This is a genomic window from Clostridium sp. AF19-22AC (assembly GCF_003479085.1).
GTDB lineage: Bacteria > Bacillota > Clostridia > Lachnospirales > Lachnospiraceae > Faecalicatena_A > Faecalicatena_A orotica.
In genome coordinates this window covers 1-20,732 of record NZ_QUGN01000040.1, presented here as the reverse complement: position 1 = coordinate 20,732, position 20,732 = coordinate 1, and the positions used below count along the sequence as shown (strand labels likewise).

Annotated in this window: 15 protein-coding genes; all 15 read left to right on the top strand. The window is 37.9% G+C overall.

Annotation, left to right across the window (positions count from 1 at the left end):
- The first annotated feature begins 30 nt into the window (after positions 1-30).
- The 15 genes from DWX43_RS25950 (at position 31) to DWX43_RS25885 (ending at position 20,622) form a co-directional block, all read left to right on the top strand.
- The gene (locus DWX43_RS25950) at positions 31-294 is read left to right on the top strand and encodes a cold shock domain-containing protein (protein ID WP_118622866.1); all 264 of its coding nucleotides are present in this window, start codon (positions 31-33) and stop codon (positions 292-294) included.
- 344 nt (positions 295-638) lie between these two features.
- On the top strand, positions 639-1,334 hold the full coding sequence (locus tag DWX43_RS25945) for a response regulator transcription factor (protein WP_118622864.1): 696 nt from the start codon (positions 639-641) through the stop codon (positions 1,332-1,334).
- A complete protein-coding gene (locus tag DWX43_RS25940) occupies positions 1,327-2,379 on the top strand; it encodes a HAMP domain-containing sensor histidine kinase (protein WP_243099477.1) in 1,053 nt (350 codons plus the stop codon). The genes DWX43_RS25945 and DWX43_RS25940 overlap by 8 nt, the downstream gene beginning before the upstream one ends.
- A 141-nt stretch (positions 2,380-2,520) precedes the next feature.
- Entirely contained in the window at positions 2,521-3,408 is an 888-nt protein-coding gene (locus DWX43_RS25935) for an ABC transporter ATP-binding protein (RefSeq protein ID WP_118622860.1), read from the top strand.
- Between the two features lies 1 nt (position 3,409).
- The gene (locus DWX43_RS25930; protein WP_118622858.1) at positions 3,410-4,654 is read left to right on the top strand and encodes an ABC transporter permease subunit; all 1,245 of its coding nucleotides are present in this window, start codon (positions 3,410-3,412) and stop codon (positions 4,652-4,654) included.
- Between the two features lie 16 nt (positions 4,655-4,670).
- Positions 4,671-6,218, top strand: a complete 1,548-nt coding sequence (locus tag DWX43_RS25925; protein ID WP_118622856.1) for a radical SAM protein — start codon at positions 4,671-4,673, stop codon at positions 6,216-6,218.
- A gap of 22 nt (positions 6,219-6,240) precedes the next feature.
- Positions 6,241-6,471 (top strand): Apre_1838 family putative sactipeptide bacteriocin, encoded by a 231-nt coding sequence (locus tag DWX43_RS25920; RefSeq protein ID WP_306514049.1) that lies wholly within the window; start codon positions 6,241-6,243, stop codon positions 6,469-6,471.
- A gap of 76 nt (positions 6,472-6,547) precedes the next feature.
- Positions 6,548-8,338, top strand: a complete 1,791-nt coding sequence (locus DWX43_RS25915) for an ABC transporter ATP-binding protein (protein ID WP_118622852.1) — start codon at positions 6,548-6,550, stop codon at positions 8,336-8,338.
- A 519-nt stretch (positions 8,339-8,857) separates the two neighbouring features.
- Entirely contained in the window at positions 8,858-9,001 is a 144-nt protein-coding gene (locus tag DWX43_RS27150; RefSeq protein ID WP_172590459.1) for a hypothetical protein, read from the top strand.
- Between the two features lie 23 nt (positions 9,002-9,024).
- On the top strand, positions 9,025-10,140 hold the full coding sequence (locus DWX43_RS25910; RefSeq protein ID WP_118622850.1) for a hypothetical protein: 1,116 nt from the start codon (positions 9,025-9,027) through the stop codon (positions 10,138-10,140).
- Positions 10,137-11,126: a hypothetical protein gene (locus DWX43_RS25905; protein WP_118622848.1), complete on the top strand. Its 990-nt coding sequence runs from the start codon at positions 10,137-10,139 to the stop codon at positions 11,124-11,126. Before DWX43_RS25910 ends, DWX43_RS25905 begins: the two co-directional genes overlap by 4 nt.
- Before the next feature lie 29 nt (positions 11,127-11,155).
- Positions 11,156-12,304, top strand: coding sequence for an ERF family protein (locus DWX43_RS25900; protein ID WP_118622846.1), 1,149 nt, complete (start codon positions 11,156-11,158; stop codon positions 12,302-12,304).
- The gene (locus DWX43_RS25895) at positions 12,304-13,572 is read left to right on the top strand and encodes a hypothetical protein (RefSeq protein WP_243099476.1); all 1,269 of its coding nucleotides are present in this window, start codon (positions 12,304-12,306) and stop codon (positions 13,570-13,572) included. The genes DWX43_RS25900 and DWX43_RS25895 overlap by 1 nt, the downstream gene beginning before the upstream one ends.
- Positions 13,573-13,643: 71 nt before the next feature.
- The gene (locus DWX43_RS25890; protein ID WP_117500907.1) at positions 13,644-15,335 is read left to right on the top strand and encodes an AAA family ATPase; all 1,692 of its coding nucleotides are present in this window, start codon (positions 13,644-13,646) and stop codon (positions 15,333-15,335) included.
- A gap of 190 nt (positions 15,336-15,525) precedes the next feature.
- On the top strand, positions 15,526-20,622 hold the full coding sequence (locus DWX43_RS25885) for a SpaA isopeptide-forming pilin-related protein (RefSeq protein WP_118622844.1): 5,097 nt from the start codon (positions 15,526-15,528) through the stop codon (positions 20,620-20,622).
- Positions 20,623-20,732 lie beyond the last annotated feature (110 nt).

Below are 20,732 nucleotides of genomic sequence, written 5' to 3'. Positions count from 1 at the left end.
GATAATAAGATTAGAAAAGGAGAAATGATTATGGCACAGAAAACAGGAACAGTCAAATGGTTCAGCGCAAGGAGAGGATATGGTTTTATCACAGATGAAAAGGGAAATGACTTTTTTGCACATTTCAGCGAAATCCAGACAGAGGGATTCCGGAAACTGAAAACAGGGCAGGCAGTTACCTTCCGGACAGAGGAAGATGACCAGGGAAGAGGACTTGCAAAAGAAATCTATCCGGCAGATTCCCAAGGAGACGAAGAATTGACTGATTCGGAAGGCATGTCGGAAGAAACATAAGAAGCACCTTAAAAAGAGCTGTGACTATATCTTGCGTCATGGCTCTTAAAAAAATGAATTTGAGCACAATATAGACACGACAAACATAGGGATGAACAAATTGTAAACAAATCTATATTCTTACGGCTTGAGTGATCTCAAAAATACTTTTCTATGTTAGTACTCAGTACAAGTAGCTATTTTTGCAAAATATAGCATGCCTTTTACACGTTTTGTAAGCGTTTGTTCACAGAAAAATTTACTCATACGTTTGTCGTGCAATTTATACAATAGAGATTGACATAGAAATGGTGAGGAGTATAAAATGATATTTGAATAAATCCTTTAAGAAATGAGTGAAATAAATGAGTGAAATAATTCTTGTGGTTGAAGATGATAAAAATATTTCTGACTTATTAGAAATATACTTAAAAAATGAGGGATATGATGTTATTACTACTTGTTCAACGGAAGAAGCTATGGAAAGTTGTATAAAGAAAAAGTTTGATTTAGCAATAATTGATGTTATGCTGCCAGGTAAAGATGGATTTTATTTATGTAGTGAACTTAGAAAACATCATAATTTTCCCATTATAATGCTAACAGCCAAAAGTGATGAAAGTAGCAAGATTACAGGATTAACTATGGGGGCAGATGATTATATTACAAAACCATTTTTGCCATTAGAAGTTATGGCCAGAGTAAAAGCACAGATAAGAAGATATAAAAAATATAATTTCCAAGAAGAAAAAGCAGAAGAAACTCTTTTAACTTATGTAGGAATAGAATTAAATGTTAAATCCAGAGAATGCTTTGTGAATAAAAAGTTAGTTTCTTTAACTCCGAGTGAGTTTGCGATATTGAGAGTTTTATTAGAAAAGCAGGGAGAGGTTATTGAATCAGAGAAATTGTTACAATTAGTTTGGAACAATGAATACTATGCAAAAAACAACAATACTATTACAGTTCATATACGACATTTGCGAGAAAAATTGGGTGATAAAACACAAAAACCTAAATATATAAAAACTGTGTGGGGGGTGGGATATAAAATTGGCTGAGAAAGTAAAAAAAAGATTAAAAGTACACTTGATCTTAACACTGATTGCATATAGTTTTACCGGATGGATTATTCTGATATTTATAGATTTTTATGGTTCAAAGTCTTCTTCCGTATTATTAAAGAATGCATTATTGCGTATTGATATAATAGGAATACTTTATATAATAATTGGATATATAATTATTTTTTTATGGTATTGGAACAAAATGTGTGGATATTTGGATCAGATTGTTTCAGGAATTGAAACGATATATAAACAAGATGATACGTTAATAGCACTTCCAGAACCTTTAAATGAAGTGGAAGGTTTTATGAATCGTATAAAAATGTCTGTAATGATTGCTAATAAGGCTGCTAAGGCAGAAGAAAATAAGAAAAATGAAATTGTAGCATATTTAGCACATGATATTAGAACACCTTTGACATCAATCATTGGATATCTTAATTTATTGGATGAAATACCCGATATGGATGAAACGAAGCGTATGGAATATATTCATCGAGTGTTAGATAGAGCTGAACATTTAGAAGATTTGGTAAATGAGTTTTTTGAGATTACGCAGTATAATACTGGAGAGGTTATAGCGAATAAAACAAAGATAGATATACACTATATGTTCCTTCAGCTTCAAGATGAATTTTTACCTATGTTAGAAGAGAATAAGAATGAGTTGATTCTTGATATGAAGGGCAAAATTATAGCAAATGTAGATGCTGAAAAGTTGTCAAGAGCATTTTCAAATTTATTAAAAAATGCGATTTTATATAGTTTTCCTAAAACAGCAATTTGTATTTCAGCCAATATTAGTGACAATAATCTTTATATTAAAATGAAGAATAAGGGTAAAACGATTGCAAAAGAAGATTTAGGAAAAATTTTTGGAAAATTCAATCGTTTAGATGGTGCCCGACAATCAAATAATATAGGTGCTGGATTAGGTCTTTCCATTACAAAAGAGATTATTAATTTACACGGAGGAAATATTACGGCTGAAAGTAGCAACAATGAGGTTGTATTTCATGTGAAAATCCCTTTGGAATGAAGGAAATTAGGGAAATAACTATAACTTCTTAATATTTTCTTAGGAAAATTCCTATAAAGTTTTAAAACCATAGAAGCCTCTATTTGATATGATTTATATCAAATAGAGGCTTAATTATATTGTTTGGAGGTTGGTGATTTGATGAATTTACAAATTATGAATGTTACAAAAGAATTTAAGGATAAAAAGGCTGTAGATAAAGTAAATTTAACACTTACCCCAGGGGTATGGGGACTGCTCGGGGCCAATGGAGCTGGAAAAACGACTTTGATGCGAATGATTACAGACATAATGAGTCCATCATCTGGAGTGATAAAATATAACGGGAAAGATATAAAAAAACTAGGAAAATTATATCGAGAGATTTTAGGTTTCTTGCCTCAAGAATTTGGATGTTCTAGTGATTTTTCAGTAGTTGATTATCTTGAGTATGTTGCTGCATATAAAGGAATTGAAAAAAAAGTTGCAAGAAAGAAAATAGCGGAATTGTTAGATATACTTACTTTAAGTGATGTGAAAAAGAAGAAGATTGTTAAATTATCTGGTGGTATGCGTCGGAGAGTAGGGATTGCTCAAGCAATGCTTAATAATCCGGAAATTTTAATCCTAGATGAACCAACGGCAGGACTTGATCCAGGAGAACGTATTCGATTTCGCAATTTTATATCAGAGTTTTCACAAGATAGAATAGTCTTAATTTCTACACATATTGTTTCTGATATTGAATATATTTCTACCCAAAATGCAATTATGAAAGGCGGGAAAATTGTTGATGTAGGAACCACGGAGGAGTTAGTGAAACAAATTGAGGGAAAGGTGTGGTCAGCTTTAATTCCTGCAAAGGAAGTTGCTGTTTTTGAAAGAAAGCTAAGAATTATTAATCAAAAAAATGAACCGAATGGTATGGTTTCCATACGGTATTTATCCTCAAATTCAGAGGTGGATAATTCCGTTAATGAAGAACCTAGATTAGAAGATTTATATTTGTGGTTATTTCCAGAGGCAGCGTATGAAAGAGAGGTGAAATAGAATGAGAATGTTTATAGTAGAACTTAAAAGAATTTTATCATCTCGAAGAACTTTGATTATTTTAGGTATTGGTCTGATCATGTCAACTTTGATGGGCATATTACCTATCACCTATGAAACCATAAATTATACAGATGCTAATGGTGAGGTGATTAGTTTACAAGGTAAGAAAGCTATTGAATATAAGAAAAGCATACGTTCAAAATATGATGGGGAAGTAACTGGTGAAAAATTAAAAAGTGCATTGACAGCATATCAAAAAGTAATAAAAGAAAATGGGAATATTACAGAGGATAACGAAAAATTTCCATTAACAGTATATACGGAATCAATATCTCCAATTAAGCCATTATTATCTAAAATGCCCGAAGTATTTGCAGATCCTCAGACTGGCGTAGGTAGTGAGTTAAAAGATATTCCAATAGAGAAAAGTGATGATTTTTATAATAAGGCAAAATCACATTTAGAAGATGTAATTTCTTTAGAATATGATGGTAATAAAAAAATTATAGATACTGCATCTGAAATGTATGAAAAAGTAGAAATGCCTTTTTCATTATATGGAGGGTATTCACGTGATGCATTTGATTATATTACATTAAATATTTTGATACTATTGGTATTGTGCGTGTCTATCGCTGCTCCTACTTTTGCAGAAGGATATCAAAATGGATCTGACTGTATTTTGCGATGCACAAAATTTGGACGGATACCATTTGTAGTATATAAGATATTAGCATTGTTTTTTATTATAATACTATACTATTTAGTGTGTATGTTAATCCAAATAGGAATACTAAATTATAATTTCGGGTTGGAATGTTTAAATACATCAATACAAATGCTGTTTTCAGCCGTGGGATTAGTTTCGCTAAACCTTGGTCAATTACAAGTAGCAGTGGTATTGGGAGGATTGTTATCTATCTTGTGTACAGTTGCCCTTACTCTATTTATCTCAGCTAAAGCCCGAACATCTTTGACAGCAATACTAATTTCGGTAGTAACAGCACTATTGCCAACTATTGTATATGCTGTAGTAGGAACATCATGGCTTGTTTATATTTTACCTTCATCGGGTATTGGAATGCAAAATAGTCTTTTATATCAATTGGTTGATATTAATTTCTTGCCAATGGGTAATGCTGGTGTTTGGACACCATATATGATTATTGGAGGAGCGGTTGTTGAATTGATTGTGTTTTTGATGCTTTCAGTATATTCATATTGTAGGCATCGAGTAGGCTAGGAAGGGAGAAGATTGTATGAGTACAGAAGAAGTAGTAGTGAAGTTTTACGATGCTATATGCGAATATGGACGACCGGGAAGACTTGGAAAAACTTTTCAAACAAAGAAGAATTATTATTTTCTGGATGCAGGAACAGGGAAAGTAGCACAGATAAGAAAAACAGTATATGAGATTTTAACAACATTACTGGAAAGTGATGATGTTACAGAACTATTACAACTTTCTATGGATAGCAGCGAGTTGATTCAAGGCATTGAAGAAATTCAGGAAGCTATAAAAACAGAACATATTCTTTCAGCCAATAAAGTAGAAACTCTAACTGGAGAAGCTGTTACGGATTTGGATGAGGCTTTAGATCATAGAGTACAAAATGTAACATTAGAAGTTACAGAAAAGTGTAATTTGCGATGTAAATACTGTATCTATAATCCATCTCATCCAGAATATAGAGAGTTTGGTCATAAAGATATGGATTGGGAAACAGCTAAAAAAGCTATTGATTTCTTAAAATTACATTCGGATAAGGCGGAAGAAACTCATATTGGATTTTATGGAGGAGAACCTTTAATGAATTTTCCTCTAATAAAACAAGCCGCAGAATATGCGTTAGATGTATTCAATGGGAAAATGACATTTGCGATGACTACGAATGCTACTTTAGTTTCTGATGAAATTGCAGATTTCTTAATGCGCCATGATTTTAACATAATTGTTAGTTTGGATGGACCTGAAGAATTACATGATGCTAATAGGATTATGGTAGACGGAAAAGGTAGTTATACAAAGACGGTTCAAGGCATTAAGAAACTTCTTGAAGCAGAGAAACGGTGGAAAAAGGAATCTAAAATAAGCTTTAATATGGTTGTGTCTGAACCGGATTATGAAAACAAGTACAACAGGATACAAGAATTTTTGGATAATGCAGAATGGATTCCCGATAATATAGGAGTATTAACTTCATCTGTAGATAGAGGACCAGAGGATAGCGAGTATTATCTTCCACAGAGTAAAGAGGAATTTAGATATGTAAAAAGTGCATATGATCCTTTAGATGATTGGGAAAATCACTATAGAGAGGAGCATGAAGAAAGAGAAAAGCCACTATTTTCGGATAGCGTGATTGATAAGGGAATTTCAATTATACATCAAAGACTTTTGTCAGATAAGCCTGTGAAAAATTATGGAATGAATGGTTGTTGTGTTCCAGGAGAACGAAGAATATATGTAACAGTTTCAGGAGAATTTTTACTTTGTGAAAAAGTTGGGAATATTCCTAGTATTGGAAATGTGAATGAAGGTTTTTATAAAGATAGAATTAAAGAACTGTATGTAGATAGTTTCATTCAAGAAGCAAAGAAGTATTGTGGAGAGTGTTGGGCTGTTAATTTGTGTTCCATGTGCTATGTTAACTGCTTTGATCAAAACGGAACTCATTTTGCTTATCGGCACAATTCATGTAGAAGTGAAAGAATATATTTAGAGAATAATTTAGTAAGATATCATACCATCTTGGAAGAAAATCCAGAACGATTATTAGAATATAATCAAAAAGTATTCAAATAGGGAAAATACATTTTTTACATAAATGTGTTTAGTAATACGGAAAGGAGGTGTCGGTATGAAGTTTGTAAATCCAATGGGAAGAGAGCCTGGTAGTGGAATACAGCCGAGAGCATGTACTTGTACATCTGGATACGCAGGATACAGAGGCAATAATGATAGTTGTCTGCATTGCGGATGTGGCTGCGGTTCAGCTGGTGAATATCGTACAGGAAATAGAGTAAAATCTGTTACGACTATCAGAGCATCAGCGTAAGTTAGCTGAAAAAGGGGTATAGCAACTCAAGTATGAGATTTTGCTATGCCCCGATTTTATTTAAGAGGTGTGTCGTATGTTTGTGAAAATAAAGGAATACTATATTTTGTTTATATATACTTTGAAGTTGATATGCAGAATAAGTCTAAAGAATTTTCTTTTTACGGTAACTATTTCGAGCTTAAGTGGATTTCTTCCATTTATTGTTTTGGTAATTAATCAAAGGTTGATTAATGAATTGCAACTAATGGAAAAACCATTGAATATTATACTACAATTAGTGATTTTGTATTTTGCTATTTCTGTCATTCAAAATTTTTTTCAAAATTTAAGTAATTATAATTTGAATAAGCTTAATAATATTACTCAATATGGTATCAACAAAATTCTAATTGAAAAGTGTGGTAAATTATCATTGGAAATGTTAGAACGGACTGAAACATATGATGTTATCACGAGATTAGAGCAGGAAATAGCAATTAAACCTTATCAGACATTGCAAGCAATTATGAATATTTTTTCTAGTATAGTTTCTCTTATATCAGCTTCTATTTTGATCATATCATGGAATTGGAAGATTGAAGTGGCACTTATCATCATCTCTTTAAGTATGTTTGTAGGACAAATTATTATTGGGAATAAGGAATTTATGATGAAATATAGTAGAAGTAATAAGGAGCGAGAAGCCTGGTATTATTCATATCTTTTGACACATGATACTGCGTTTAAAGAAGTAAAATCGTATAATTTGAAAGATTATTTTATAGAAAAATATAAAACCATCAGTTCTTTGTTCATAAAGCAAGAAAATACTATAGAAAAATATAAAACCATTCTTAACTTGATTATAGGTCTTATTCAAGATTTGTTTAGCTTATTTATTATGGTAGTAGCTATTAGTGGGGCTTATGCAGGGGAAATTATGATAGGCACAGTGATGGCTTACTTAAATGCTATTACGATGATAGAAACATCTACAAATACAGTTGCAGCAGGCATATATTCCATTTATAATTCAAATTTATATATGAGAATGTTAAAAGATTTCATTGAAGATTCTGAGGGAGAAGAAAAAATAAGGAAGGATCTTCTAAAGATTGAAAAAATAAATAAAATAGAGTTGAGAAATGTATGTTTCGATTATCCAGAACTTAAAAATGTACTGAAAAATATTTCTTTAACAATTGGTAATAATGATCAAATTGCTATAGTTGGAAAAAATGGTTCTGGAAAAAGCACGTTATTTAAAATCTTGTGTGGGCTGTATTATCCTAAAAGAGGAGAAGTTTTAATAAATGATAAGCCGATAGAGAAATATAGTATTGAAGAATATAGAGAGAGAACTTCTGTATTATTTCAAGACTTTTTGAAGTATGAAGGATCATTAAGAGAAAATGTAATACTTGGAGATATTAGACGTGATAGTACTGATGAAAACGTTAAAGCTGCATTAAATAAGGCAAATGTGGATTTTTTGCTTCAAGAAGAAAAATATTCTTTAGATCGAATACTGGGTAATTGGTTTGATAATGGCAGTCAGTTGTCTGGTGGTCAATGGCAAAAAATAGCCTTATCTAGGGTATATTATAAAGACGCAGATATATACTTGTTAGACGAGCCTAGTTCTGCTTTGGATGCAACAGCAGAATTAAAAATTTTTAACAGCTTTTTTGAAGTAAGTAAAGAAAAAATTGCCATTTATATTACACATCGTGTAAAAATAGCAAAAAATGCCACAAAAATTATTGTTATAGATGAAGGAAAAATAGTTGGTATGGGAAATCATATGGAGTTGTTGAAAAGCTGTTCTGTTTATAATGAGTTATACAAGCAAGAAGTCGAAGAGTATAGAAATAAAATATTATGAAACCACTAAAAACATTGCAGTTATATGTACTGGTTTAGAGCATGTTACAGCAGAATAGATTTATATTTTGGAATGTACATGAGTAAAAGGTTTATAACTTAAATGTAGATTCACGACAAACATATGAGTGAATTTTCTGTGAACAGTAACCATTCATACGTTTGTCGTGAATATATAGATTGAATAAGTTGACAATGACTATATATTGTGCTAATCTTAGATTGAATTAAAATTTATGCAGGTTCAAGCTAAGAACAGGCAGAGTTTTTAATTTTTTGTTCCGGCAGAACCGGAAGTTAAAGTTGAAGTGTAAACACACTTAAAAAAGGACACTGTCTATAAGGAAGATACAAAAAGTAAAAGAATCTTTTTGTGTCTTTTTTTGTGTCCATTTTTCAGAAAGGAGGATGACGAATGAAAGTAACAAGAAGTACAGGCAGCGTCAGGCTGTGCAGAAAAGAAATACCCCAGGACAGGGTATGATGGCGCAGAGAAAAGCAAAAGAAAAGGAGGAACAATATGCAGACAATCAAAGTAATGTGGGACGGTATCAATGAGCTGGATCTTATGACATTAACGGAAATGGGCAAGGATGGTTATCTTTTTGAGATTGAAAACGGAAGAATCCAAAATATCCTGATGGTGGCTGGAATTTTGAAATAAGAAGAATCTCAGAAAGGAGCAGTATGTATTATTATGATGAATTTGGAAAGGAATTTAAAGATGAATTAAGTTTCCATGAGTATCTGGAGGAAATTGATGAAAGAGCAAAATGGATCCGTATACCGTCACGAAGCTTGAGCGTCCTGACAGTTTCCGGCCATGAAGTACTTGTGCCGGATATGGAAGGTGTCGATATGAAGGACTTACTGGCAGATACAAAGAAGCATTCCGGATTACTGTTACAGTTTCCGGAAGGAATGTATCCCTTGGGAAAAACGGCAGTCAGTACACTGAAAGACCGCGCAAGAATTAAGGGAACGGCACTTATGGATGTCAAAAAATCGGTGCTGGCGGATATTCTTAATGAATGCCTGCAGGTTGCGAAAGGGGATGCGCTTCTGCGGATTTCAGAAGGTAAGGTAAGGGGAGTACTCTCCGGTGATGAAGCAGATTATGCGATTATCTCCATGCCGAAACTCTTTATGGTTGCGTCAGCATATATCAGTGGTGATCGTAATGGCGAGTTTATTTATGGTTATGCAGACCACAATATGGCACAGATCACTTGGAAGATTGTCGATCAAAAGATGACGAAAGCCTATGCAGATCTGATGGAGGAACATGGGAAAAAACCTTTTGGAAACCTTCAGACATTTATCCGCATTGTGAGTTCTGATGTGGGAGCATCGGGAGCAAATATTTTCTATTCCATTTTAGATGGAGACTTTACGATTGTCTTAGGGGAAGCGCTGCGTACAAAGCATCGGCATAAACAGGGATTAGAAGAATTTAGTGAAAATATGGAATCCATTTTCCAGTATTACAAACAGAAACTAAGGGACATAGGAAAGCTGTGTGATATCCGTATCCGGTATCCGGTGAATGCCCTCTCAGAAGTCATGAAGAAACAAAGTTTTGGGAAAAAGCTGATTGCGGAGACGGTAGAACGTTTCAAGACAAACTTCGGTGAACAGCCATGTAGTGCTTACGAAATTTACTGCGGGCTTTGCGAGGCACTTTTTTTTGCAAGGAAAAGCGGCAGCAGCCCATCCAATCTTGTAAAAATGGAAGAAAAAATCGCAAGGTGCATGAATGTACGCTGGCATGACTATGACATACCGGGAGAGATTTCGTTATGAAACTGAAAAAGGCAGAATCTGAAATGCTGCCTGTATGGGTGCTGTCCGGAGTTTATACCAAACCTTTTTTTGCATGGCTGAATGAAGCAGAGAAAAGCAATATATGGGAACACCAGAACGATACGGTGGTAAAAATGAGGCAGGGAAATTTTATCTATCTGTATCTCCAGAAAGGGGCAGGAAAAAATCTTGTGCCCGGGCATGATCTGAAATTTGCGGGATTGTTTGTCAGAAAAAATTACAATCTGTATGACGTGGATATGGAACTTGCTGTATTACTTGGCCTTCCGGAAGAAATAGGTTTTCCATGTAGAACAGACATCAGGAGAGCAGCAGAGGAACGAGCCAGCCAGAAAGCTGATGAAATACTGGAAATGCATTGGCAGGAGTTCCTATTTCAATCCGGGCTTGATACCAAGAGTTTGATTCCGCTGGTGGTCCGTAGTGAAATCAGAGAGCGTGCAGAGAACTATTATCTGCAGGGCAGGAATCTTGCTGATATCAAATTCGTACCGAAGATTTCTTTGGAGACATCTTTTTCCGATACCATGTATTTGCTGTTCTTGGAATATGGAGAGCAGGTGGTGGAAAAGATTGCAAAGCGGTGGATCAAACGGAATATTGCGTATATTTCGCAGCAGCGAATTCTTTTCGGCTGCGTGCGGGATGAATTCAGGGAAATTTTAAATACTCCGAATGACCGTATCCATAAAATCAAACGTCTGATACAGGCACTTGAAGGAAACAATAGCAGGACAGTAAAGATAGTCCTTTGTCGGAATGGGAAGGTGATTCATACAAATGTGCGAGCGGTGGATATATGTAATCCCAAAGGATGTTACGCTGTTAAGAGCCTTGTCCCAAAAGACAGGGGAGCTTTATATCGTGTCTTTGGAAAGGCAGCAGAATTCCGGATAGAAGATATACAGAGTGTGTCATGCGGCAGAGAGCTTCTTTATGAAGATACAAAGAAGAAAACAGCATAAAATTAGCAGAAACAGGAGGAAACGAATTAATGAAAAATTATCAATATTTAAATCTGGAACAGAAAATGTTAAGAATCAGAAGGAAAATGCCAACTCTTTTAAAAAAATTTTACAATGATGAGGCGGAGTATGATTTTTCCACACTGGATGATATTTACGAGGCAATGACACCGGCATTAAATAAATATGGCGTGAACTTTGATATTGTGCGTGAAATACCTACCCAGTATGACAAAGAGGGGCATCCGACATATCTTGTATTAGATAAAGATGACTTTTGGAGATATGAAGCAGACGTAGAGCTTAGCTGGACAAATGCGGACCGGCCGGAGGAATGCAGACATGCGACAATCCATATTACCGGAACAAACGAGATTCCGGATAAGGCACATGGTACTGCATTGACTTATGGACTGAAATACTATTTCCGCAATAAATTCTGTATCCGTCAGGTTGGAAGCGAGCAGGAAGATCCTGATTACACAAAGCATGATGTGGAACAGGACACAAATGCTGCGGATAGGCCGGCGAAAGAAACTCACAAAAGAGAAAAGGAAACAAATAAGGCGGTAAAAAGTTCAGAAAGTAAGAAAGGGACAGCAGAAGACAAAAAGAATCCGGCGGTATCCTCCGGGAAAAGTAAGGAAATGAAAACTCTGCTGGGGAACACTCCGGTGACTAGAGTGACGGAAAAGACAGAGAAAGATACGGCAGTCTGGGAAAAGCAGGCAGAGCATGTAACGAAATCTGAGGAAAAGCAAGCAGAGCATGTAACGAAATCTGAGGAGAAGAAAGAAGTTGCAACATCTGAAGGAGGAGAAAAACTGCACACAGAAGAGGCAGCTTTGGCGGACAAACCTGAGGATGCGGATGGATTTATTCCTGTCAATGCAGAAGAAGTTCCATTTGAAGAAGATGCTGACTTTATGGAAGAACTTCAAGGCGAACTGGAAGAAGAAACATCAGATTCCGAAGTAGAGGCGGCAAAGAAATTCGTGTGTGACTTTGGCGTGTTTAAGGGCAAGACGATGGAACAGGTTTTGGAAGCCGGAGTCAAGGGTACTGAAACTTTGAAATGGATTGCCAATAAGTATAAAGGTCCGAATAAAGAGCTGGTAAAAGCGGCAAAAACACTTCTGGATTATCAAAGTGAATCCGAAGAATTAAAGGCTGCATAATGAGTTTGTATGAACATGGTTCTCCTGTGGGACCATGTTCTTTTGAGGTAGAGGATATGACATCATTTACGATTACAGATGTGGGAAACCTTTTAGGAATCGAGCGACTTTCCGGCGGTGATGACGCTTCCTATAATGTGGTCTGCCCGTTTTGCGGAGACAGGAGGGGGAAGTGTAATTTTGTTGTATACAAAGATGGCGAACTGGCAAACGTCTATCATTGCTTCCATTGTGATGCAGCAGGAAATATGCTTACACTATATGTAGAATTGACAGGGCTATATGGTTCTGACTGTTATAAAAAAGCTTACCATGAAATACAGAAGAAGCTGGATTTGGGTGCAGGTGAACAGATGGAAAAGAGACTGGAAATTCAATGCCGGAAAAAGAAGCAGAAAGAGTCCCTGGCAAAACCTGTAGATTATAAGCGACGGGATCATACGTACCGGGAACTTCTAACCTTGCTGCAGCTATCGCCTCAACATAGAAAAGATTTGTTAAGCAGGGGGCTTACAGAAACGGAAGTTGCAAATATGGAAGCCTTGGGGTATAAAAGTACCTGTGCTGAAGAATCTGTCGCAATCGCCAGAAAATTACTGAAACGTGGTTGCAGGCTGGAGGGCGTGCCCGGTTTTTTCATGAATTATCATGGTGACTGGGAAATTGCCTTTTATCAGAAGAATAACGGCTATCTCTGTCCGGTGTGGAGTGATGAGGGACTGCTCATTGCGTTCCAGATCCGTTTGGATGTACCTTATCAGAAACGGAAATATGTATGGCTCAGCAGTGCGAAGATGGAAAAGGGATGTTCTCCTGGAAGTCCGGTAAGTTTTTCCGGTGTCCTGAACAGTCCGGTGATTTACGTGACGGAAGGTGTTTTGAAAGCAGAAGCAGCTTACCAGAGAACCGGACATCCTTATCTCGGAAATCCGGGTGTGTCCGCTTATAAAGAATTGGAACTGGCGCTGAACCGGTTAAAAGCTCATGGAGTAAAAGTAGTCATTGAAGCAAATGATATGGACAAATGTATACGTCTTCATTGTGATCGCGCTTACAGCGAAGCCTGTGCAGACTGTGAGGGCAGCAGTCATGAATGTCCGAAGAAGAGAGAAAAACGGGATCATATCCGGAAAGGATGTCTGAAACTCTATGAGATTTGTGAAAAACTGGGTTTGATCTGTAAGCGTGCGGTTTGGGATACAGATGACGAAGGTTACTGGGAGGAGAATTACAAAGGCATTGACGACTGGGAATTACGGGAATTATGAAAAAAGTTAGGTATAGGTTTTTGGGCGTATCTTTGTTATAATATAACTAATAGAGAAGGAGTGTGAATGATATGGTTAAAGAAAAAAAACGCCTTCCGGTGGGATTGGAAAATTTTGAGCAGATTATTAACGATAACTATTATTATGTGGATAAGACGGGGCTGATTTCAGAACTGATCCGTAACGGTGGAATGGTGAATCTTTTTACCAGACCAAGACGCTTTGGGAAAACCTTAAATATGAGTATGTTGGAACACTTTTTTTCCATAGAGAGAGACCAAAGTATCTTTGAGGGATTGGAAATTTCAAAAGATACAAAATTGTGTAAAGAGTATATGGGGAAATATCCGGTTATTTCCATTTCCCTGAAAGGAATCAATGCCGCCACTTATGAGGATGCATTTGATTTTGCAGTTCGAATCATGAAAAAAGTAGCCCGTAATGTTCAGTTTCTTTTGGGGAGTGATGCCTTAAGTGATTATGACAAGTTAGAATATAAGGAACTTTTGAATAATAATATGAGTGAGGCTGCATTTTGCGGTGGATTGAAAATATTATCGGAATTATTGGAGAAACATTATGGAACAAAAGTAGTTCTTTTGATTGATGAGTATGATGTTCCATTAGCAAAAGCATTTGAAAACGGGTATTATGATCAGATGATCTTTTTAATCCGTAGTTTATTGGAACAGGCATTGAAAACGAATGACAGCTTGAAATTTGCAGTGATGACAGGATGCATGCGTATTTCAAAAGAAAGTATCTTTACGGGGCTTAATAACCTGAAAGTATTGTCCATTACAGATGAACGGTATGATGAATATTTCGGTTTTACAGATACGGAAGTAAGAGAAATGCTGAAGTATTATGAAATCGAGGATCATTATGAAGAAGTAAAGAACTGGTATGACGGGTATCAGTTTGGCAGCGTGGAAGTGTACTGCCCCTGGGATGTATTGAATTACTGTGATAAATTAAAAGACCATGCGGATTCTTTTCCGGAAAATTATTGGATCAACACCAGCAGTAATGATGCCGTCAAGAAATTCATTCAAATGTCCGGTAATTTTAAAACCAAGCGTGAGATTGAAACTCTGCTTGCCGGAGAGGAAATCATAAAAGAGATTCATCAGGAGCTTGTCTATCCGGAAATGTATCAGTCGTTAGAGAACGTCTGGAGCCTGTTGTTTATGACGGGATATTTAACACAGCGTGGAAGGGTTGATGCAAAACGGTATAAACTTGCGATACCGAATCTGGAAATCCGGGATATTTTTGAAACACAGATCATGGAATACTTTAAAGAGAGCGTTGCAAAGGACGGCGATACATTAAGCCGATTCTGTGATGCCCTGAAAAACGGTGAGGAAACGAAGGTAGGAGACATTTTTGAAAGCTACCTGAAAAAGACCATCAGTATCCGGGATACGTTTGTGAGAAAAGCAAGCAAGGAGAACTTTTATCATGGGATACTGCTTGGAATCCTGGGCGTGAAGGAAGAATGGTACGTATCGTCCAATCAGGAAAGTGGCGAAGGATACAGCGATATTCTCGTTGAAACTGAAAACAGTGAAACGGTTATTCTTATCGAAGTTAAGTATGCCAATGACGGAAATCTTGATCAGGCTTGTGAACAGGCACTACAGCAGATAGAGGAAAAGAAATATGATGAAGAACTCCGGGAGAACGGAGTGGATAAAATTTTAAAATATGGGATTGCGTGTTATATGAAACGATGCAAAGTAAAACTGGCAGATTCATGATACGTCCCAAAACAATCAGGTGATAAAAAAGCGGAACTGTAAGAGTGCAGTTCCGTTTTTTTATGGCCTGATTTATGAGCCAGAGGAAAGGAGATGAAGCATATGCACATACGGGAACGCCCTACATAAGATTCGGGGAAATAAGAATACACAATCACACTCAAAAACCAACAGGAAAGGAGCGTTGCAATTGAAACATAGAAAACACAGATGGCTGGCGGGAACGCTGGCTTTTCTTTTATCCTGTTCTGCACTTATTCCGTCTGGGAATGCTGTATTTGCGGCATCAAAAGGCAGAATAGCAGAATCAGAGACAAATGTAACAAAGGAGGAAAAAGGCGATGAGGGAGAGGAACAGATCACCGCCGAAACCCTGACGATTGAGCAGGGAGAAACATTTGAAATCGAAAAAGATTTTACAGGTCTTTCTTTGAAAAAGGGCGAAAAGGCTGTATTGAAAGATGTTGTCAGTGAAGACGGACAAGGATTTTTTGCGGACCGTCCGGGCACTTACCTGAGTACCTATCTGATTACACCGGAAAAAGGTGATAGTTATGAAGTGACACGTAAGATCGTAGTTAAGCCTCGTGAGGCTGAGAGCAAAGGGGCAGATCATGGACAGAAAGGGAACAAAGAGGATACGGAGGAAAGTGATCCTGAGCCGGAACCCGTCCTGACAGAGGCGCCGGAGGTACCGGAAAACACAGAGCATTTGAAACTGGATGTATCTCCGGATAATGCTGCTTTTTTATCAGTTGTGCCGGAAAGCATGGCAAAAAACAGGTCGATCAACGCCAATCTGGTAGTGGGGGAAAGACTTCCGTATCCATCTAGTTTGGGGAATTATTCTACAACCTATTTTACGGTAAATGGGCATGTAGCATATTGTCTGGAATCGGCAAAGACTTCACCGCCATCCAGTGATTATGTTGCAAACATATTTGAAAGCAATCTGGCTTTACAGAAAGTCCTCTATTATGGATATGGAGGACCGGGAGATATTACAGACAGTTATATGCCGGGGTTTGACTGGAAACTGAAATATATCTTCACACACATTGCGGCATCCTATGCATATTGCGGAACAGACGGTTTTTATGGCTGTACATTTGAAAACATCCAGTCGTCAGGATTATGGGATTACATCCAGTATTTAAATGGTTTGGAGGCACCTCCAAAAGCTGCAATCGATCTTTCTCCGACTTCGGCTGCCGCATATGAAAGCAATGGGGAGCAACGTACAAAAGAATTCCATTTAAAAGGCGATCACAGAAACTATATTACGCTGAATTTGCCGGAGAATGTGACTTATCATAGCGGTGATACCACGAAAACAGGCAGTGTGAAAATTTCTGGCGGTACAAAGTTCTATTTCAGCGCTCCGATGACAGTAACCGGAACTTGGAATTCAGGTTCCCTGGCAGGGCAGATGGGAACACAGTGGAAAACTTTAGTTGTTTCTACGGGGGGAACCACGCAGGATATTGGCTATGGCACATTCTTTGAAGAGGAAAGTGATTCTGTCAGCTTTCAGGTAAAATGGATGGATTATGCAAAAGTCAAGGTCGTGAAAAAGGATAACGTAACCAACACAGCCCTTGCCGGTGCCGTCTTTGGAATTTACAGTGATAAAGAGTGTACCAAACTGATTACCAAGATGCCGGCAACCAATGAAAAGGGGGAAACACAGGTAGATATCCCGAAGACACAGGATACGGTATATTTAAAAGAGATTTCTGTTCCCCAGGGATATAAGCTGAATACTTCATCTTTCAATGTGAAACTGGAGGCAGGGAAAACCCAGAGCCAGACGGTGACAAATGAGGAGCAGAAAGGAAAAATCACAATCCGAAAGAGCGGTGAGGTGCTTTCTTCCGTATCCGGAAAAGAAGGGCATCTTACGTTCCAGTATCAGTCTGCACCGTTTGGAGAGGCAAGTTATTTTATCTACGCAGCAGAAAACATTGTAAGCCAGGATCAGAAGACACCGATCTATCAGTCCGGCGAGCTGGTGGACAAGCTGACAACAAAGGCAGACGGAAGCATCACAAGCAAGGAATTGCACTTAGGAAAGTATAAGATCGTGGAACAGAAAGCACCGGCAGACCTTACCATTGGAAAGACTGAGGCAGATCGTACACAATTTGTAACCCTTTCTTATGCCGGACAGACGGTAGAACTGGTGCAGGAGGAAGCTGCTTATGTGAATGCCAGACCGGGAGTAAAGGTGCAGGCAGTGAAACAGTCTGAAAATGACAAGGTGACTTTAGAGGGCGCTGTATTTGGACTGTATGCAGGGGAAGACATTACCAATGCAACCGGAGCCGTTGTTGTGAAGAAAGATACCTTAATCGAGAGCGTTACATCTGATAAAGACGGAGTGGCAGCGTTCCAAGCGGATCTTCCGATTAATTTCCGTTACTATCTGAAAGAGATTCAGGCACCGGAATTTTATTATATGAGTACGGACCGTTATGACTTCCTGTTTGAGTATGAGAACGACACAACGTATACTTACGAATTTACACACACATTTTCCAATAAAGAAGTGCGTGGGGAAGTCCATGTCTTCAAGATAGACAAAGATGCGGAAGAATATATCAGCCAGGGAGATGCTAATCTGGATGGCGCTGTATATGGACTGTATGCAGCTGAAGATATCCGGCATCCGAACGGGAAGTCAGAAGATGTCCATAAAAAGGACGAGCTGGTAGCCCAGGATACCATTCAAGACGGAAAGGCGGACTTTACCAACCTGTATCTGGGGAATTATTATGTAAAAGAAATTTCGCCGGGAGAAGGATACCTGCTGGATGAAACAGCATATCCGGTAGAAGTTGGCTATGAAGGACAGGAGGTTGCTATTGTACACCGGAATGTAACGGTAAAAGAAACGGTAAAAAAACAGGCTTTTGAATTAATTAAGATTTCTGAGGATGGCAACCAGACAGAGACGGAGTTGTTGGAAGGAGCCGGATTTAAGGTATTCCTTATTCAGGATTTAAAAGGTGTGAAAGATGGAAGCCTGAAACCATCGGAAGGAAATGCTTTCAGAGCAGAGGATTTTATCGGATATGACTATTCAGAAGATGAAACGGCACATTATTACGAGAATGGTAAGAAAGTTTCGGTGGAAGAACTGTTTACAGACAAGAAAGGATTTGTACGTTCTCCAGAACTTCCATATGGAAAATATGTGGTTTTTGAATCTACAACTCCAGAAAATCTCCAGACCATCAATCCATTCCTCGTAACCATTTCCGAAGATAGCAGGGAACCGCAGCCATGGCGTGTTTTTGATGATAGACCAATCCAGTTTTTCCTTAAGATTATCAAGGAAGATGCACAGACACATCTTCCGGTATTAAATAATCACGCACAATATAAAATCTATGATGTGAAAAAGAAAGAATATGTGACAATGAAGGTGCGCTATCCGGAAGAAAAGGAACTGGATGTATTTGAAACGAATGACGAAGGTTATCTTATGACACCGGAGCAGCTAAAGATGGGAACTTACCGCATAGAAGAAGTAAAAGCTCCTGATTTATATGTACAGCCAGGGTATGAAATGGCGTTGAAAGACGGAGAGAGCGATATTCCATTAAACCAGTTGTCACAGACAGGCGCTTATGAAGATGCAAAACGCGATTTCATTACGATCACTGTGAATTCCGAAACAGCTTATGAAGTAGAGGAAGAAACCGGAAAATATATTGTCGTAGTTCGACAGCAAAACGATGAAGCAGTAGGCAGTCTGACCATCAAGAAAACAGGAGAAGATATTGTGGGTGCTAAGAATGTGGAAGATTCCCTTCTTACAAAAATGAAAAATGGCATAGCAGGCACAATAAATTCTATCATTGAATTTTTCGGCAAAGAGGAAGTTATAGAAGAAGACAGCGGCTATATGTTCCAGTATGAGAACAAAGGGGCAGAGGGAGTGACCTTTGAAGTTTATGCAAAGGAGACCATTTATACACCGGACGGACAGAAAGATGAAGCAGGTAACCGGAAAGTATTGTATGAAAAAGACGGGCTTGTGGCGGAACTTGTGACCGGAGAAGATGGCAGCGTATCACTCCATAATCTTCCGATTGGTTCCTATTATCTGAAGGAAACGGATGTTGGAAATCATCATTTTGTTCTGGATCCTGAAGCAAAAGAATTTGAAATCAAATATCAGGGACAGGAAGTAGCGGTAGATTATGTTTCTATGGAACTTGAAAATAAACGCCAGAAAATAGAACTTGTCCTTACCAAACAATCTAAGGAAACGAAAGAACCGGTACAGGGTGCCGTATTTGGGCTGTATGCAGAGGAAGATATTTTAGACCTCACAGGGGAAGTGATTGTAAAGGCAGGAGAATTTCTTGCGAAAGCAGAATCGGCAGAAGATGGAACCCTCCGATTTGACATTGACCTTCCGCATGGAAAATATATGGTGAAAGAGTTGGAAGCAGCACCGGGGTATCTGAAAACAGAAGAAACATGGTCCTTTGACGCAACTTATCAGAATCCGGAGCTGGAGGTGATTTCCCTTGCAAAAGAAATTGAAAATCAGCCGACAGTTGTAGAAATTACAAAAACTGACATCACAGATGAAAAGGAAGTGGAAGGGGCAAAACTTCAAATCCTTAATAAGGACGGGGAAATAGTGGAAGAATGGGTTTCCACAAAAGAACCGCATAAAGTGTATGCGTTAGAACCGGGCGAATACATCCTGCATGAAGAGGCAGCCCCGGAAGGATATCTTGTTGTATCCGATGTTCCTTTCGTTGTCGAAGAAACAGGGGAAATTCAGAAAGTAGAGATGAAAGATGAACGTCCATCCGGTCAGCTCCTGATTCAGAAGGCAGATGCGGAAAATAAAGCACCGCTTGCAGGCGTAGAATTTGAGCTCCGCAATAAAGCTACTGGGGAAGTAGTTGGGACACTGGTGACCGGCGAGGATGGAACTGCAAAGAGTGAAGAACTGCCGATTGCAGTTTATGAAGAGGGCAAATATGTAGAACCGATTGTATATGTTCTTGTGGAAACGAAACCGTTAGAAGGCTATGAAGCAAACACAGAGGAGGTGGAGGTGGTATTTGAATATCAGGATGATGAAACCAAAATCATTGAAGTAACAGAAGAGGTTGAAAATACTAGAAAACCAGGAACTCCGCCGCTGGATGCACCGAAGACAGGGGACGATACAAGAGCATGGATTCCAGTTGTAATTATGAGTGCTGCCTTACTTGGCGCTTTCTTTATAGTAATCCGTATCCGAAGACGGAAAAGATAGAATATAATAATCGTAGAATGTAACATGTAATGATGGAGATTGTCACTTGGAATTCGAGGTGGCAATCTCTTTTTTTGTTAGGGCAAAGCCCTGTTTGCCATTGTGGAGTT

What these genes read in the sequence shown, in the direction of transcription:
- DWX43_RS25950 (WP_118622866.1), top strand. Translation starts at nt 31, where the DNA reads ATGGCACAGAAAACAGGAACAGTCAAATGGTTCAGCGCAAGGAGAGGA.
- DWX43_RS25945 (WP_118622864.1), top strand. Translation starts at nt 639, where the DNA reads ATGAGTGAAATAATTCTTGTGGTTGAAGATGATAAAAATATTTCTGAC.
- DWX43_RS25935 (WP_118622860.1), top strand. Translation starts at nt 2,521, where the DNA reads ATGAATTTACAAATTATGAATGTTACAAAAGAATTTAAGGATAAAAAG.
- DWX43_RS25930 (WP_118622858.1), top strand. Translation starts at nt 3,410, where the DNA reads ATGAGAATGTTTATAGTAGAACTTAAAAGAATTTTATCATCTCGAAGA.
- DWX43_RS25925 (WP_118622856.1), top strand. Translation starts at nt 4,671, where the DNA reads ATGAGTACAGAAGAAGTAGTAGTGAAGTTTTACGATGCTATATGCGAA.
- DWX43_RS25920 (WP_306514049.1), top strand. Translation starts at nt 6,241, where the DNA reads ATGTGTTTAGTAATACGGAAAGGAGGTGTCGGTATGAAGTTTGTAAAT.
- DWX43_RS25915 (WP_118622852.1), top strand. Translation starts at nt 6,548, where the DNA reads ATGTTTGTGAAAATAAAGGAATACTATATTTTGTTTATATATACTTTG.
- DWX43_RS27150 (WP_172590459.1), top strand. Translation starts at nt 8,858, where the DNA reads ATGCAGACAATCAAAGTAATGTGGGACGGTATCAATGAGCTGGATCTT.
- DWX43_RS25910 (WP_118622850.1), top strand. Translation starts at nt 9,025, where the DNA reads ATGTATTATTATGATGAATTTGGAAAGGAATTTAAAGATGAATTAAGT.
- DWX43_RS25905 (WP_118622848.1), top strand. Translation starts at nt 10,137, where the DNA reads ATGAAACTGAAAAAGGCAGAATCTGAAATGCTGCCTGTATGGGTGCTG.
- DWX43_RS25900 (WP_118622846.1), top strand. Translation starts at nt 11,156, where the DNA reads ATGAAAAATTATCAATATTTAAATCTGGAACAGAAAATGTTAAGAATC.
- DWX43_RS25895 (WP_243099476.1), top strand. Translation starts at nt 12,304, where the DNA reads ATGAGTTTGTATGAACATGGTTCTCCTGTGGGACCATGTTCTTTTGAG.
- DWX43_RS25890 (WP_117500907.1), top strand. Translation starts at nt 13,644, where the DNA reads ATGGTTAAAGAAAAAAAACGCCTTCCGGTGGGATTGGAAAATTTTGAG.